The sequence below is a fragment of the Collinsella sp. TM10-22 genome, from assembly GCF_003466125.1.
GTDB lineage: Bacteria > Actinomycetota > Coriobacteriia > Coriobacteriales > Coriobacteriaceae > Collinsella.
Genome location: NZ_QSOC01000005.1, coordinates 73,088 through 88,771 on the forward strand (window position 1 = coordinate 73,088; position 15,684 = coordinate 88,771).

Consider the following 15,684-nt stretch of genomic DNA (forward strand, 5'->3'; position numbering starts at 1 on the left):
CGCAGGCCGAGCACCGCAGGCGGGTGCACGGCCAGTTTGCACAGCTACCTGCTTTGTACCCAGCGCGAACAAAACGGAACGCGGCGATATGCTTGCAGAATGTGTTATCCTATAGCCCAATGCGTTGACGGAGAGGGTTTTGCCCGCCGCGTCGCCGGCAAGAGAGGGAAGGTCATGGGCTGCAAGCCTTCCTGCGGTGGCAAGGGCCAAGCGTTCACTCCCGAGCAGCGACCTCAACGGGCACGCGGCCAGCGGCGGCGATGTCCCCAGTAGGGAAGCCGTGAGCCTCGCGATAAGGGGCGCAGAGTGGGCACGGCGGGCCAGACATCCGCCGCGTCAAACAAGGTGGTACCGCGGAATTCAACCGTCCTTGGGCAATGTACATGCCCGAGGGCGGTTTTTTGTTACCGAACCGGGCCGCGTTTTCACAACGCCAGGCGGCGGCAGTCGTCCCGGCGAGCGGGGAGCGCGAGAGACGAAAGGGAAGACATGAGTCTGATTGATGATCTGGTCAAACTCGAGGAAGAGGCCAAGGAGCTCGTCGCAGGCGCCGACGACGCCGCAAAGCTCGAGGCTGCGCGCGTTGAGCTGCTCGGCCGCAAGGGCCGCATCACCGGCCTGATGCGTATGATGGGCAAGCTCGCCCCCGAGGATCGTCCTGTCATGGGCAAGCGCGCCAACGAGATGCGCCAGCTGATTGAGGGCATGCTCGACGAGCGCAACACCGAGATGAAGGCCGCCGCCCTCAAGCGCGCACTGGAGCACGACGCCGTCGACATCACGCTGCCGGGCATCCGTCCGCAGATCGGCCACCAGCACCTGATCAAGCAGATTATCGAGGAGGCCGAGGACATCTTCTGCGGTATCGGCTACACCGTCGAGTCCGGCCCCATGGTCGACACCTCCTACTACAACTTCACCGCGCTCAACGCCCCCATGGATCACCCGAGCCGCTCGGCCCGCGATACCTTCTACGTGGTCGACAACAACCCCGGCAGCGTCGCGCACCCCGAGGCCCACGCCCATGGCGAGTCCGACGTGCTCCTGCGCACCCAGACCTCGGGTGTGCAGATCCACACCATGGAGTCGCAAAAGCCGCCCATCTACATGATCTGCCCGGGCACCGTCTATCGTCCCGATACGGCCGACGCCTGCCACCTGCCGCAGTTCAACCAGATCGAGGGCCTGGTCGTCGACGAGGACATCACCTTTGGCGACCTCAAGGGCACGCTCGACTACTTTGTTAAGTGCATGTTTGGCGAGGACCGCAAGACGCGCTACCGCCCGCACTTCTTCCCCTTCACCGAGCCTTCCTGCGAGGTGGACGTGAGCTGCCACGTGTGCGGCGGCAAGGGCTGCAACTTCTGCAAGCACAGCGGCTGGATCGAGATCCTGGGCTGCGGCATGGTCGATCCCAACGTGCTCATCAACTGCGGCATCGACCCCGAGAAGTACACCGGCTTCGCCTTTGGCATTGGTGCCGAGCGCGTCGCGGCCCTGCGCTACGACCTGCCCGACCTGCGAACGCTCATGACGGGCGATATGCGCTTCTTAAATCAGTTCTAGGCCCGGCGGCTTTCCCAAGCACCGCACCTTGCCTTTCAATCGTCGGTTGCGTACCTAAGTACGCGGCCCTCCTCTTTCAAGGCAATCTGCGGCACTTGGAAAACCCGTCTCCGTTGCAGTTTTTGGCTCAAAGCCGCATTTATGAAAGGAGACCAGTTAGATGCGCGTTTCTTACGACTGGCTCAAGACCATGATTGATATTCCGGAAGATCCTAAGACCCTTTCGGACGAGTATATCCGCACCGGCACCGAGGTTGAGGCGATTGACACCGTGGGCGAGTCCTTCGACCACGTGGTGACCGCCAAGGTGCTCACCAAGACCCCGCACCCCGATAGCGACCATATGTATGTGTGCTCGGTCGACGTGGGTGACAAGAACCTCGACGCCGACGGCAACCCCGCCCCGCTGCAGATTGTCTGCGGCGCGCAGAACTTCGAGGCCGGCGACCACATCGTCACGGCCATGATCGGCGCAGTTCTGCCCGGCGACGTCAAGATCAAGAAGAGCAAGCTTCGCGGCGTCGTGTCCATGGGCATGAACTGCTCCGCGCGCGAGCTCGGTCTGGGCGGCGACCACTCCGGCATCATGATTCTGCCTGAGGATACGCCCTGCGGCATGCCGTTTGCCGAGTATGTGGGCTCGAGCGATACCGTGCTCGACTGCGAGATCACGCCCAACCGCCCCGACTGCCTGTCCATGATCGGTATGGCCCGCGAGACCGGCGCCATTTTCGATCGCGATTTCCACGTGGAGCTGCCCGCCATCAAGGCAGAGACCGGCCGCGCGACCGACGACGAGCTTTCGGTCGAGATTGCCGACGAGGGCCTGTGCGACCGCTATGTCGCCCGCATCGTGCGCAACGTGAAGGTCGGCCCGTCGCCCGACTGGATGGTCAAGCGCCTCAACGCCCTGGGCGTGCGTCCGCACAACAACATCGTCGATATCACCAACTACGTGATGATGCTCACTGGTCAGCCGCTGCACGCCTTTGACCTGTCAACCTTTGCCGAGCGCGAGGGCCATCGCCGCGTGGTGGTTCGCGCCGCCCAGCAGGACGAGAAGTTCACGACCCTCGACGGCGAGGAGCGCACGCTCGACGCCGGCATGGGCCTCATCACCGACGGCGAGCGTCCCGTGGCGCTGGCCGGCGTTATGGGCGGCATGGATTCCGAGATCGAGGACGACACCGTCGACGTGATGGTCGAGAGCGCCTGCTTCAACGCCGGCCGCACCTCGCACACCAGCCGCGACCTGTCGCTGATCTCCGATGCCTCCATCCGCTTTGAGCGCCAGGTCGACGAGACCGGCTGCGTGGATGTCGCCAACGTTACCTGCGCGCTCATCGAGCAGATCGCCGGCGGCGAGGTTGCTCCCGGCTACGTCGACGTTTTCCCCGCGCCCAAGACCATCGACAGAATTAAGCTGCGCCTGGCCCGCGTGCACGCCATCTGCGGCGCCGACATCGAGCCCGACTTTATCGAGCGCTCGCTCACCCGCTTGGGCTGCACCGTCGAGCGCGACGGCGAGGACTTTAAGGTTACCCCGCCGAGCTTCCGCCCTGACCTGCCGCGCGAGATCGACCTGATCGAGGAGGTCCTGCGCCTGTGGGGCATGGGCCGCGTGACGGCGACCATCCCGGCTGCCAAGAACCACATCGGCGGTCTGACGCGCGAGCAGAAGCTTACCCGCAAGGTCGGCGAGATCCTGCGCGCCTGTGGCCTCAACGAGACCACGACTTTTGGCTTTGCCGCCCCGGGCGACCTGGAGAAGATTGGAATGTCCACCGAGGGCCGCGGCTGCCCCGTGGTGCTCATGAACCCGCTGGTGGCCGAGCAGACCGAGATGCGCCGCTCGCTGCTGCCGGGTCTGCTGCAGTCTGTGGCCTACAACGAGGCCCACGGCACGCCCAACGTGCACCTGTACGAGGTCGGCAGCCTGTTCCACGGTCGCGAGAACGCCAGCCTGCCCAAGGAGACCAAGTCCGTGGCGGGTGTGCTCTCGGGCCAGTGGAGCGAGCAGTCCTGGAACATGAAGTACCGCAAGCTGCGCTTCTTCTTTGGTAAGGGCATTGTCGAGGAGCTGCTCGCCCAGCTGCGCATCGAGAAGGTTCGCTTCCGTCCCGCCGTGGGCGAGGGCTACGCCTTCTTGCAGCCGGGCCGTGCCGCCGAGGTTCTGTCTGGCGGTACCGTGCTGGGCTGGGTCGGCGAGATCCACCCCGAGGCGCGCGAGGCCTGCGGCATAGATGAGGTCGTCGTTGCCTTTGAGCTCGACCTGGACAAGCTGATCAAGGGTGCCCGCAACCAGGATAACTACCGCGAGTTCTCGCAGTACCCGGCTGTTGAGCACGACCTGGCAATTGTGGTCGACAACGCTGTGACCTGCGAGGATCTTGAGCGCCGCATTACCAGTGCCGGCGGTAAGCTGCTCGAGGGCGTGCGCCTGTTCGACGTCTACCGCGATCCGGTTCGCATCGGCAAGGGCAAAAAGTCCATGGCCTTTGCGCTTACGTATCGCTCCGACGACCACACGCTCACCAGCGAAGAGGTCGAGAAGGCGCACCAGAAGATCGTCACCAAGGTGTGCAAGGGCGTAAACGGCGAGGTTCGCGGATAGGATCGCTTGCGTCTGTGACAAATGTATTGCAAAACGGCGCACTGCTTTGTTGGCAGTGCGCCGTTTGCTATGATAGCCGGCGGCGTGTTACGAATCTATCAATACGTAACACTATCAAGGTGATTCAAACGGCGCTGCGATTGCGTGCCGACAATCGGGAGGCATACATGCACATTCCAGATAATTATCTGTCCCCGCAGACCGATGCCGTCATGGCGGTGGCGATGGTGCCCGTTTGGGTTCGCTGCATCAAGAAGGTGCGCGCCACGCTCGATCGCGAGCACATGGCTTTTCTGGGCATCTGCGCCGCGTTCTCCTTTTTGCTCATGATGTTCAACGTGCCGCTGCCCGGCGGCACCACGGGTCACGCCGTCGGCGGTGCGCTCATCGCACTGCTGCTGGGTCCCGAGGCCGCTGCCATCGCGGTTTCGGTCGCGCTGGCGCTGCAGGCGCTGCTGTTTGGCGACGGCGGCGTTCTGTCGTTTGGCGCCAACTGCTTTAACATGGCCTTTGTGCTGCCGTTTGTCGCTGCTATCGTGTTCGGTGCGCTCAACAGTCGTCTGCACGACAAGAGCTGGGGCACCTCGGTTTCTGCCGTCGTGAGCGGTTGGGTCGGCCTGTGCCTGGCGGCCCTGTGCGCGGCAATCGAGTTTGGTATTCAGCCGATGCTCTTTACCAACGTTTCGGGCGCGCCGCTGTACTGCCCCTTCCCACTGTCCGTGGCTATTCCGGCCATGTTGATTCCGCATATGCTGGTTGCCGGCGTGATCGAGGGCGTGGCGACGGCCGCCATCTACGGTTTCATTAAGAAGACGGCGCCGAGCATTATCGTCGGGCCCGAGGCCGTCGATGGCCAGCTTGCCGCCGATGGTACCGCCAAGAAGGCTTCCCTAATCCCCACGCTTATCCTGGTCGCCGTGCTTATCGTGGCCACGCCGCTGGGCCTTTTGGCCACGGGTGACGCTTGGGGCGAGTGGGACGCTGAGGGCGCCGCGACCGCCGTTCAGGAGGCTGGTGACGACAGCCTGCAGGCTTCGGTCGGCCTCGATGCTCCGACCTTTGCCGATGCGCTGCCCACGGGCGACTACCTGCAGGTCTATTCCGAGGAGCAGGGCCTTGGCTTTGCCGGCCAGGCCGCGATGTATATCCTTTCGGGCGTGATTGGCGTGGCGGTGCTTACCATCGCATTCCGCCTGGTCTCGCTGACGGTCAAGGAAAGCGGTGCTCATGGCAATAGCCGAGCTGCCTAGCTGGCTTGCGGCCGAGGAGCGATATGAGCCCGTGGGGGCTCGGCATCGCGTGATGCAAAAGAACGTCCTGCACCTGGCGAGCCTGCTTGAGCGGGTTCGCCTGGGTGGAGGCGCGCACGAGGGCGGGTCGATGGTCGACCGCGCCTTTTCTTGCGTTTCGGCTCCGGTGCGCCTGGTGGGGATGTTCGTTTGCGTCCTGTGCGTGTGTCTGACGCAAAGCCCGCTGTATCTCATGTTGATGGCGGCTATCGCGCTGGTGCTCGTTGCCGCGCGCCCTGTACGCGGGCTGCGCGCGACCTTTGTGCCGGCGCTCGGCGCCGCGGGACTCGCAGTGGTTCTGGCGCTGCCTGCTCTGCTGCTGGGCGCTTCTGCCACGGGCGCCATGCTCAAGATCGCGCTCAAGACCTTCATTAATGTGTCGCTGGTACTGGGCGTTTCGTGGACGCTTACCTGGAGCCGCATGTCGGCGGCGTTCAAGATGCTGCATCTGCCCGACGAAGTTATCTTTACGTTTGATATGGCGCTCAAGCATATCGAGGTGCTGGGACGCACAGCGCACGATCTGTGCGAATCGGTCATGCTGCGCAGCGTCGGATCCGCGCCTGCGGGTTTTTCGCGCACCGACTCGCTGGCGGGTATCATGGGCATGACGTTTATCAAGGCGATGGAATGCAGCCGCGCGATGGACGAGGCTATGCTTTGTCGCGGCTTTGCCGGTGCGTATCCGGCGCCCGCGCGCGCCGGGTTTGGCTGGCACGATGCCGTTTACGCGGCCGTTGTGGCGTTGCTCGTCGTGTTGTGCGCGGTGTTGTAGCGCGGACGGTCGAACTGTCGATGTGAGTAGGGAAGGGCGGCGTTTTGGCAAACGATACGAATAACGCGATGGGTGCGAGCGGTGCTGCCGGCACCGAGATCACGCCGCTCATCGAGTTTCGCGACGTGGTGTTTTCCTATGCGGGTCATACGGTGGTCGACGGCGTTTCATTGCGGGTGAACCGTGGGGAGCTCGTTGCTCTGCTTGGTCCTAACGGCTGCGGCAAGACGACGGTCATGCGTCTTATCAACGGCCTTGAGCTTGCGGACGCGGGTGCGTACCTGTTCGACGGGCATGTGGTCGATGCGGCATATCTCAAGGATTCCGCGACGGCCCAGCGGTTCCATCAGCGCGTGGGCTTTGTGTTCCAGAATGCCGATGCGCAGCTCTTTTGCGCCACGGTCGGCGAGGAGGTCGCGTTTGGCCCCGCCCAGATGGGGCTGCCGGCAGACGAGCTCGAGCGCCGCGTGCGCGATGCCATGGGGCTGTTCCAGGTTGCCGACCTTGCCGACGCCTCTCCCTATCAGCTCTCGGGCGGGCAAAAGAAGCGCGTTGCGCTGGCTGCGGTGGTGTCGATGAACCCGGATATCTTGGTCCTCGATGAACCTACCAATGGACTCGACGAAGATTCATGCGACATCGTGGTCAACTTCTTGCTGGCCTACGTCGCGGCGGGTAAGACGGTTTTGATGAGTACGCATCACCAGGATCTGGTGCGACGCCTGGGTGCCCGCGCCATCTATATCGATCGATATCACCATGTGGTCGAGGCGTCTTCGCCGTCGTATGGAACCGAAAGCGGTGCTACGGACTAGTTGCTGCGTAAAGCGTGCGTAGCCGCCTGCGCGGCTTTGCCGTGATGGTATAGTTATCCAGGTTTTTTATGGGGGTGGCTATGCCAAGCTGGAACATTCATATCGCTCAGACGGAGCGTTTGCTGGATCGCACCAGTGTGCTTGCCGATAGTGTGCGCGACCGCAATGCCTTTTTGTTTGGCTGCGTGGTTCCGGATATCTTCGTGGGCTATATGGTTCCTGGCATTGCCGATCCCATTCCGTATAGCATTACACATTTTGCCAAGCCCGAGCCTATCCCCAAGCCGCGTGAGCAGGAGTTTTGGGACACTTATGTGGCGCCGCTGCTCAAGGGTATGCCGATAGGTGCGCCGGCTGCGGCGACGTCGATTGTCGAGGAACGCGAGCGACTGAACCGCGTGCACTATCCCCAGCGCTACAAGTATGCCGAGCCGGTTGCCGGTCCCGGCGCTAGTGAGTTCTCGCTTGCGTCCGAAGATGTGGCGCAGTCGCTGCTCGATTTAACGCTGGGCGTCTGGTCGCATCTGGTGGCCGACACGGTATGGAACACGCGTGTGAACCAGTATCTGGAGGCGCACGGCGGCAAGCCGTGTGAGGAGTTCCGCATTAAAAAGCAAGGCGACTTTGACTGGTTTGGCAAGACGCTGGGCATTGTTTCGATTCCGCGTGCGACCAATCGCCTGTATACCGCGGCGACGCGTTTTGGGCAGTATCCCATCCATAAGGAGTATGTGCTCAAGACTATCGGCGTCATGCACGAGATTGTACGCGAAAACCCCGGTGAGCCCGATCATCCGCCGTATCGCCTGCTAACCGAGGAATTTTTCGATGCAACGTTTACCGAGGTCATCGAGCTAACCGAGGCAGGCTTTGCCGAGCGCGTAGCCGCTCCCGGCACACCCGCACTGCCCCTGATTGCTAGCTGCTAGCTGGCCGGCCCGGTAGTGAACAGCTCGTCCCAATCGACAAATAGCTTTTGCCGCAGGGCATCTTCGGCGTCGCACTCCTGTTTGGTCTTTGGGGTGTAGGGAAGCCCAGCCTTTTTATGGATGAGCTCGGCTATGTGGTCGAAGCTCTTCTTATCCTTAATCTGGTCATAGGTAAGTTGGATGACGTCGTAGCCCATGCTTGTGAGTGCGGTGGCGCGCTCGGCATCGGAGAGGCTCGCGGCTTCGCTGTCATGAGCGGAGCGGCCTTGGCATTCCAGAATGACACCCATGCTGTCGGTGAAACTTTCGATGAGGATGTCGGCGTAACAGCAGGTTTTGTCATACAGCGAACGTGCGGCTTCGCTGAGCGGGATGCGCGCGTTATTGGTGATGTCTATGCCCAGGCCGCCTTCGTCGCGGGGGAGTGAGATGAGCATGGATGTTTGGACCTCGAAGGGTGAGGCAGTCTGTCCTGTCATGCGTTTGGCGGCCCAACGGAGTTGCTTGACGCCGCGCAGGCCTGCGGCCTGCTTGGCGAACGCGGCGATATCCGCCGCGCTGAGGAGCGGCGCGCGTTTCCACAAATTGGTGCCATTGCCCTTGGTGTCAACAACGCGCTCCCAGCCACAGTCGGGTGGAATGAGCTTAAGGGATATTGCCTCATCAAGTTGCTTTTGCGCACGCTCGCAGGGCGTAAATACTGCAAATGAGCTGCACATCTCATAACACGCCATGAGCAGCTGGTTGCGTGAGACCTGCGTAGCAAGGTTGAGCAGTGTGAACTCGGGCGATGTGACATCAAATCCATGTTCAGTTTGCCTAAACGACCCGGGAGGTGGTTCCTGGGTCAGCAGGCGGCTGCGAAAAAGCTTGCCGTTCGCGCGGCGACCCTTTTCGCCCACGAATCTCCAGACCGGCTTGTCGAGTAGATCCTCAAATACTGGCTGTTTTGAGTAATGCACCAAGCGATGGTCATGGTCGGGCGGCAGGATTGCCGGATAGAGTCCCAGTATCTGGGGCGGGATGCGATAGTACTGGAAAGCCGAGGGTCCGCAAGCGAGAAATGACATAGCAATCCGATCGTTTGAGCGTTGTTTGGGCTAGAAAGGCTATCGGTTTCGGAAGTGCGGGGAAAAAGAGAAGCAGGCAAAGCACAAGGAGTATTTGAGCCAACTTTATCAGGGGTTTTGTTGAAATAAAAGGGCTTGTGCTTGGGGGTGAGCAATTTTTCCCCGCACTTCCGAAAACATAGTCATTTTTGACCTTGCTAAAACGATTTAGCAGCGTCGGTTAAGGTGTGGGTTTGCCACCGGGCGAACACTTTTAGCGCTTGGGACTTTATTATTTGGGCCCTGAAGGGTGGATTTCGCGCTTTTGGTAAAGAAATGAGTGCGTGTTTTGCCGTGTGCAGGTATTGGCACACAGAAAAAGGGCCCGGAAGGCGAAGCCTTCCGGGCCCTTTGCAATGCAAATCTGCTTGCAAGTGCGATTTAGCGCACCTGAGCGACGTAAGCGACGTTGGTCGAGGAAACCTTGTCCTCGAGCTGGACGCTCATGCGGGGATCGCCGGCGGTGGCGACGGTCAGATCGCCGGCCTCGACGTAGCCGAGCTCCTTGGCGGTCTCGATCGCCTTGACGATCGTGCCGTTGACGGTGCCCTGGGTAATCTCTGCCTGGTGCGGGATGACGCCCCAGTACATGATCATCTGCTGGACGGCCCACTCGTGGCGGGAGAACGCGCAGATCGGCATGTTGGGACGGAAGTGTGAGATCAGGCGAGCGGTACGACCGGTGGTCGTCGGCACGGTGATGCACTTGGCGCCAACGGTGGTGGCCATGTTCACAGCGGACATACCCACAACGTTGTTGACGACGCGGGTGCCGTGAGCGTCAGCCGGAACCTCGAGCGGAGCGTGGGCCGGGAGGTACTTCTCGGTCTCGAGAGCGATGCTGGCCTGCATCTTAACGGCCTCGACCGGGTACTTACCGGCAGCGGACTCGCCGGACAGCATGACGGCGTCGGTGCCGTCGTAAATGGCGTTAGCAACGTCGGCAACCTCGGCGCGCGTCGGGCGCGGGTTCTGCTGCATGGAGTCGAGCATCTGCGTAGCGGTGATGACGGGCTTGTAGGCCGCGTTGCACTTGGCGATGATCTCCTTCTGGATGTGGGGAACGAGCTCGGGCTTGATCTCGATGCCCAGGTCGCCACGGGCGACCATGATGCCGTCGGAAGCCTCGAGGATCTCGTCGAAGTTCTCGACGCCAAGGGCGCACTCGATCTTCGGGAAGATCGTCACGTGCTCGCCACCGTTCTCGCGGCAAAGCTTGCGGATGCCACGGACGGACTCGCCGTCACGGATGAAGGAAGCGGCGATGTAGTCGATGTTCTCGGTCAGGCCAAAGAGGATGTCCTGACGATCGCGCTCGGTGATGGCGGGCAGCGAGATGTTGACGTTGGGCATGTTGACGCCCTTGCGCTCGCCGATCAGGCCGTCATTCTTGACGACGCAGGTCATGTCCTGGCCGTCGACGGACTCGACCTCGAGGGCAACCAGGCCGTCATCGATCAGGATGAGGGAGCCCTTCTCGACCTCGGAGGGCAGAGCCAGGTAGTCGAGGGAGATGTGCTCAGCGGTGCCGTGGAAATCCTCGGACGTGGGCTGAGCGGTGACGACGATCTTATCGCCGGTCTTGACGGCGACCTTCTTGCCGTCGACCAGAAGGCCGGTGCGGACCTCGGGGCCCTTGGTGTCGAGCAGGATGCCGACGGGCAAACCGAGCTCCTTGGAAATACGACGGACGCGCTCGATGCGACCGTGGTGCTCGTCGTAGGATCCGTGCGAGAAGTTGAAACGGGCGACGTTCATGCCCGCCTTGATCATCTCGCGGATGGTCTCGTCGCTATCGCAGGCGGGACCCATGGTGCATACAATCTTAGTGCGCTTGTACATTCAGACCTCCATCTGACATCGTCTTGCGCTGATAGATAAAGCATAAGAAATAAAACTGAGTTGATTATAACGAAATGACGACCGAATACCCCAAAAAATCGACCGTACGCCGATTTAGAAGTTCATTCTTTAGTCAAAAAAGACTAAAGAAAAACTTTTACCAAGCGGTCTTACCGCTGCTATCTGGGCGATATTTCAGTTTGCCGATGCGCTGAAGAAAAAACGTTTTATCAATCTCGAGCATCACACTGTCTGCACCGTTGCGCCTGTGCCGTGTTTCCAGATGGAATGTTTTGGCTAGACGCGTCGCTTTGGGGTACCATAGCTCCACTATCAACTGCCGCTCAGCACGGCAGCCTTGATGAGCCCTTGCCCTTCTCCTGGGAATTATGATCGGGCATCAATCTGCTGAGTGGCCCGAATCCCAGGAGGGGACTCTATATGCAAAAGGAATACCTGTCCGCCGCGGCGGAGGTGCTCAGCGACCAAGGTGTCGATGAGAACCTCGGCCTGAGCAACGGCGAGGCGTCGTCGCGTCTTGCCAAGACAGGCCCTAACAAGCTTGAGGAAGCCGAGAAAACGCCGCTTTGGAAGCGTTTCTTTGAGCAGATGGCCGACCCCATGGTCATCATGTTGATCGCGGCCGCGGTTATCAGCGCGCTCACGGGCATGGTCAAGGGCGAGCCCGACTTTGCTGATGTCGCCATCATCATGTTCGTCGTTATCGTCAACTCGGTGCTGGGCGTAGTCCAAGAGGCCAAGAGCGAGGAGGCCCTCGAAGCCCTGCAAGAGATGAGCGCGGCGCAGTCCAAGGTACTGCGCGACGGCAAGCTCGTGCACCTGCCGAGCGCCGAGCTCGTGCCCGGTGACGTGATCATGCTCGAGGCGGGCGACTCCGTCCCGGCCGACTGCCGCGTGCTCGAGAGCGCCACGATGAAGATCGAAGAGGCCGCACTCACCGGCGAGTCCGTGCCGGTCGAGAAGCACGCCAACGTGATCGAGCTTGCTGCGGGCACCGATGACGTGCCGCTCGGCGACCGCAAGAACATGTGCTACATGGGCTCCACCGTTGTGTACGGCCGTGGCCGCGCCGTCGTGGTCGGCACCGGTATGAACACCGAGATGGGCAAGATTGCCGGCGCCCTGGCCGAGGCTAAGGAAGAGCTCACGCCGCTGCAGGTGAAGCTCGCCGAGCTCAGCCGCATCCTTACCATCATGGTTATCGTCATCTGCGTCGTCATCTTTGGCGTCGATATCCTCCGCCACGGCGTGGGCAACGTCCTTACCGACCCGACCGCTTTGCTCGACACCTTTATGGTCGCCGTCTCGCTCGCCGTCGCTGCCATCCCCGAGGGCCTGGTCGCCGTTGTGACCATCGTGCTGTCGCTTGGCGTGACCAAGATGGCCAAGCGCCAGGCGATTATCCGCAAGCTTTCTGCCGTCGAGACCCTCGGCTGCACGCAGACCATCTGCTCCGACAAGACCGGTACCCTTACTCAAAACAAGATGACCGTCGTCAAGCACGAGCTTGCTGCGCCTAAGGAGAAGTTCCTGGCCGGTATGGCGCTGTGCTCCGATGCCCAGTGGGACGAGGATTTAGGCGAGGCCGTGGGCGAGCCGACCGAGTGCGCGCTTGTCAACGACGCCGGCAAAGCGGGCCTCACCGGCCTGACTGCCGAGCATCCGCGTGTGGGCGAGGCCCCGTTCGACTCGGGTCGTAAGATGATGTCCGTGGTCGTCGAGACCCTGGACGGCGAGTATGAGCAGTACACCAAGGGCGCGCCCGACGTGGTGATCGGCCTGTGCACCCACATCTACGAGGGCGATAAGGTCGTCCCCCTGACCGAGGAGCGTCGTGCCGAGCTCGTGGCGGCCAACAAAGCCATGGCCGACGAGGCCCTGCGCGTGCTGGCGCTGGCGAGCCGCACCTACACCGAGGTTCCCGCCGACTGCAGTCCCGCTGCGCTCGAGCATGACCTGGTCTTCTGCGGCCTGTCCGGCATGATTGACCCTGTCCGCCCCGAGGTCGCCGACGCCATCCGCGAGGCCCACGATGCCGGTATTCGCACCGTGATGATCACGGGCGACCATATCGATACCGCCGTGGCCATTGCCAAGCAGCTGGGAATCGTCACCGATCGCAGCCATGCCATCACCGGTGCCGACCTCGATCGCATGAGCGACGAGGAGCTCGACGCGCATATCGAGGACTACGGCGTGTACGCCCGCGTCCAGCCCGAGCACAAGACCCGTATCGTAGAGGCTTGGAAGTCGCGCGACCAGATCGTGGCCATGACGGGCGACGGCGTCAACGATGCCCCGTCCATCAAACGCGCCGACATCGGCGTTGGCATGGGCATCACCGGCACCGACGTTACCAAGAACGTTGCCGACATGGTGCTTGCCGACGACAACTTCGCCACCATCATCGGTGCCTGCGAAGAGGGCCGTCGTATCTACGACAACATCCGCAAGGTCATCCAGTTCCTGCTTTCGGCCAACCTTGCCGAGGTCTTCTCGGTGTTCATCGCCACGCTCATCGGCTTTACCATCTTTCAGCCGGTGCAGCTGCTGTGGGTGAACCTGGTCACCGACTGCTTCCCCGCGCTCGCGCTGGGCATGGAGGACGCCGAGGGCGACATCATGAAGCGCAAGCCGCGCAACGCCAAGGACGGCGTCTTTGCCGGACATATGGGTCTGGACTGCGTGGTCCAGGGCCTGATCATCACCGTGCTGGTGCTGGCGAGCTTCTTTGTGGGCGTGTACTTTGACATGGGCTACATCCACATCGCCGATATGATCGCCGGCGCCGCCGACGAAGAAGGCGTGATGATGGCCTTCATCACGCTCAACATGGTCGAGATCTTCCACTGCTTTAACATGCGCAGCCGTCGCACGTCGCTGTTTAAGATGAAGAAGCAGAACAAGTGGCTGTGGGCTTCGGCCGCGCTGGCGCTGGTGCTGACGGTGATCGTAACCGTGCAGCCGACGCTTGCCGAGATGTTCTTTGGCCCTGTGACGCTTGAGCTTAAGGGCGTTATCGCCGCGCTGTGCCTTGCCTTCCTGATCATTCCGCTGATGGAGATCTACAAGGCGATCATGCGCGCCGTGGAGAAGGAGTAGGTCGAAAGGCTATCCTTCCCACCGGCCCGACCGCCTGCGGGGTTTCCACGGGCACGTCCTCGCCGCTTTGCGGCTGCGGGATGTGCCCTTGGGAAACCCCTCCCGGCGGGCGGGCCTTCGGATAACCTCTCAGGACCATAAGCTGAGGGAAAGTTTGTGAGCTGGTCGGGCTTTGCCCGGCCAGCTCTTTTTGTTTTAAAATACCTGCTCAGTTGTGTGGTTTTGTGCTGGGAGGCATCTGTGGGCAAAGCTAAGGCTAAAGCGAAGAAAAAGACGACGGGGGCGCGGGCTAAGCGCGATCGTCGCCGCAAGCTCGCGACCGAGGCTCCCGCATCTGCTGAGGAGCTGCTGGCAAGCGTGCCGGGACTCGACGCGCTGCAGGACGTTCCGGCGTTTGATGACCTGCCGGTCGATGAAGCCCAGCAGACTGCCTTTGATGATTTCTGCGCACATGCCGAGGAGCCCGAGCAGATGCAGCTTGGCGCCGTGGTGCGCTTGGATCGCGGGTTTCCGCTGGTGGCTACTGCCGACGACACCTTTCGCGCCGAGCATGCCGTGGGGTTTGCCAAGTCGCGCGGCGAGGACGAGGTCCTGCTGCCTGCCGTGGGCGACCGTGTGGCGGTGCGCCGCGCTCCCGGGCACGATATGGGCGTGATTGAGTGCGTGCTGCCGCGCCATACGAGCTTTGAACGTTGGCGCGGCCGTGCCCGCGGAGAGCGCCAGGTGCTCTGCTCCAACGTGGATAGTGTGCTAATCGTGCAGGCGCTCGGTGCTGGCGAGGTGCTGCTCGACCGCGTGGCGCGCTCGCTGGTGTTGGCGCTCGACTGCGATGCCGAGCCGGTGGTGGTGCTCACCAAAGCTGACCGCTGCGATGCCGAGGAGCTCGAGCGCGATCTGGACCGCGTGCGCCGCCTGGTGGGTCCGGACGTGCGCGTGATCGTGACGTCCTCTGCCGAGGGCCGCGGCCTGGACGAGGTCCGTTCCTGCGTGCCCGCTGGGAGCTGCGCCATGATTCTGGGCGAGTCGGGTGCCGGCAAGTCGACGCTGCTCAATGCACTGCTGGGCCACGATACGTTGGCGACCGGCGGTGTGCGCGAACGCGACGATCAGGGCCGCCACACTACCGTTGCGCGCGTGATGGTGGCGCTGCCGGGCGACGCCGGCGTGATCGCCGATGCCCCGGGCCTGCGCAGCCTACCGCTCGTGGGTCACGAGCGGGGTCTGGCGCGCGCCTTCCCCGAGATTGTCGAGGCATCGCGAGCGTGCCGGTTTGGCGATTGCACACATACCCATGAGCCGGGTTGCGCCGTTCGCGAGGCCGAGGACGCCGGGCAGATCGACGGCCTGCGTCTGGAAACGTTCCAAAACCTGGCGTCATCCATGCGCGTGAGCGCTCAAATGCTCGATCCCGATGTCCATTTGTAATTGATTTTTCCTATGACAGCCGTCTCCCAACTGTTCGGGAGACGGCTTTTTTGCTGTGGAAAAGCCTCGAAACATGCAGTTTGCTGACGTGCTGACCAAAACCTTGCCACGAGCTTGACGGGCTGGTCAGTTTTTGGTCAGCGATTGGTTTGACATCGAAAACCAAGATCGCGATTGCGCCGCTTTGCACTCTGACC

At 61.8% G+C, this 15,684-nt stretch carries 10 protein-coding genes; 8 read left to right on the forward strand and 2 right to left on the reverse strand.

Annotation, left to right across the window (positions count from 1 at the left end; all coding sequences use genetic code 11):
* Nucleotides 1-489: 489 nt before the first annotated feature.
* The 6 genes from pheS to DXD94_RS06350 all read left to right on the forward strand — a co-directional run bounded on the left by pheS (nucleotide 490) and on the right by DXD94_RS06350 (nucleotide 7,988).
* Entirely contained in the window at nucleotides 490-1,566 is a 1,077-nt protein-coding gene (pheS, locus tag DXD94_RS06325) for a phenylalanine--tRNA ligase subunit alpha (protein WP_117763558.1), read from the forward strand.
* A 160-nt stretch (nucleotides 1,567-1,726) separates the two neighbouring features.
* The gene (gene pheT / locus DXD94_RS06330; protein ID WP_117763559.1) at nucleotides 1,727-4,180 is read left to right on the forward strand and encodes a phenylalanine--tRNA ligase subunit beta; all 2,454 of its coding nucleotides are present in this window, start codon (nucleotides 1,727-1,729) and stop codon (nucleotides 4,178-4,180) included.
* Between the two features lie 167 nt (nucleotides 4,181-4,347).
* The gene (gene cbiM, locus DXD94_RS06335; protein WP_117763560.1) at nucleotides 4,348-5,430 is read left to right on the forward strand and encodes a cobalt transporter CbiM; all 1,083 of its coding nucleotides are present in this window, start codon (nucleotides 4,348-4,350) and stop codon (nucleotides 5,428-5,430) included.
* Nucleotides 5,408-6,244, forward strand: a complete 837-nt coding sequence (locus DXD94_RS06340; protein ID WP_117763561.1) for an energy-coupling factor transporter transmembrane component T — start codon at nucleotides 5,408-5,410, stop codon at nucleotides 6,242-6,244. The genes cbiM and DXD94_RS06340 overlap by 23 nt, the downstream gene beginning before the upstream one ends.
* A 44-nt stretch (nucleotides 6,245-6,288) precedes the next feature.
* On the forward strand, nucleotides 6,289-7,059 hold the full coding sequence (locus tag DXD94_RS06345; protein WP_117743142.1) for an energy-coupling factor ABC transporter ATP-binding protein: 771 nt from the start codon (nucleotides 6,289-6,291) through the stop codon (nucleotides 7,057-7,059).
* Nucleotides 7,060-7,139: 80 nt separating this feature from the next.
* The gene (locus DXD94_RS06350) at nucleotides 7,140-7,988 is read left to right on the forward strand and encodes a hypothetical protein (protein WP_117763563.1); all 849 of its coding nucleotides are present in this window, start codon (nucleotides 7,140-7,142) and stop codon (nucleotides 7,986-7,988) included.
* Here the strand turns inward: DXD94_RS06350 and DXD94_RS06355 are convergent.
* Nucleotides 7,985-9,058, reverse strand: a complete 1,074-nt coding sequence (locus tag DXD94_RS06355) for a hypothetical protein (protein ID WP_117743144.1) — start codon at nucleotides 9,056-9,058, stop codon at nucleotides 7,985-7,987. The two genes, DXD94_RS06350 and DXD94_RS06355, sit on opposite strands and share 4 nt — an antisense overlap.
* A gap of 420 nt (nucleotides 9,059-9,478) precedes the next feature.
* Complete coding sequence (gene pyk / locus DXD94_RS06360) at nucleotides 9,479-10,939, reverse strand: pyruvate kinase (RefSeq protein ID WP_089572705.1); 1,461 nt, start codon at nucleotides 10,937-10,939, stop codon at nucleotides 9,479-9,481.
* A gap of 441 nt (nucleotides 10,940-11,380) precedes the next feature.
* Here pyk and DXD94_RS06365 point away from each other — a divergent pair, with 441 nt between their 5' ends.
* Together DXD94_RS06365 and rsgA are read left to right on the forward strand one after the other, a co-directional pair.
* The gene (locus DXD94_RS06365; protein ID WP_117763564.1) at nucleotides 11,381-14,062 is read left to right on the forward strand and encodes a cation-translocating P-type ATPase; all 2,682 of its coding nucleotides are present in this window, start codon (nucleotides 11,381-11,383) and stop codon (nucleotides 14,060-14,062) included.
* A 471-nt stretch (nucleotides 14,063-14,533) separates the two neighbouring features.
* Complete coding sequence (rsgA, locus tag DXD94_RS06370; protein WP_199568413.1) at nucleotides 14,534-15,487, forward strand: ribosome small subunit-dependent GTPase A; 954 nt, start codon at nucleotides 14,534-14,536, stop codon at nucleotides 15,485-15,487.
* The last annotated feature ends 197 nt before the right edge of the window (nucleotides 15,488-15,684 follow it).

What these genes read in the sequence shown, in the direction of transcription:
- pheS (WP_117763558.1), top strand. Translation starts at nt 490, where the DNA reads ATGAGTCTGATTGATGATCTGGTCAAACTCGAGGAAGAGGCCAAGGAG.
- pheT (WP_117763559.1), top strand. Translation starts at nt 1,727, where the DNA reads ATGCGCGTTTCTTACGACTGGCTCAAGACCATGATTGATATTCCGGAA.
- cbiM (WP_117763560.1), top strand. Translation starts at nt 4,348, where the DNA reads ATGCACATTCCAGATAATTATCTGTCCCCGCAGACCGATGCCGTCATG.
- DXD94_RS06340 (WP_117763561.1), top strand. Translation starts at nt 5,408, where the DNA reads ATGGCAATAGCCGAGCTGCCTAGCTGGCTTGCGGCCGAGGAGCGATAT.
- DXD94_RS06350 (WP_117763563.1), top strand. Translation starts at nt 7,140, where the DNA reads ATGCCAAGCTGGAACATTCATATCGCTCAGACGGAGCGTTTGCTGGAT.
- DXD94_RS06355 (WP_117743144.1), bottom strand. Translation starts at nt 9,058, where the DNA reads ATGTCATTTCTCGCTTGCGGACCCTCGGCTTTCCAGTACTATCGCATC.
- pyk (WP_089572705.1), bottom strand. Translation starts at nt 10,939, where the DNA reads ATGTACAAGCGCACTAAGATTGTATGCACCATGGGTCCCGCCTGCGAT.
- DXD94_RS06365 (WP_117763564.1), top strand. Translation starts at nt 11,381, where the DNA reads ATGCAAAAGGAATACCTGTCCGCCGCGGCGGAGGTGCTCAGCGACCAA.
- rsgA (WP_199568413.1), top strand. Translation starts at nt 14,534, where the DNA reads ATGCAGCTTGGCGCCGTGGTGCGCTTGGATCGCGGGTTTCCGCTGGTG.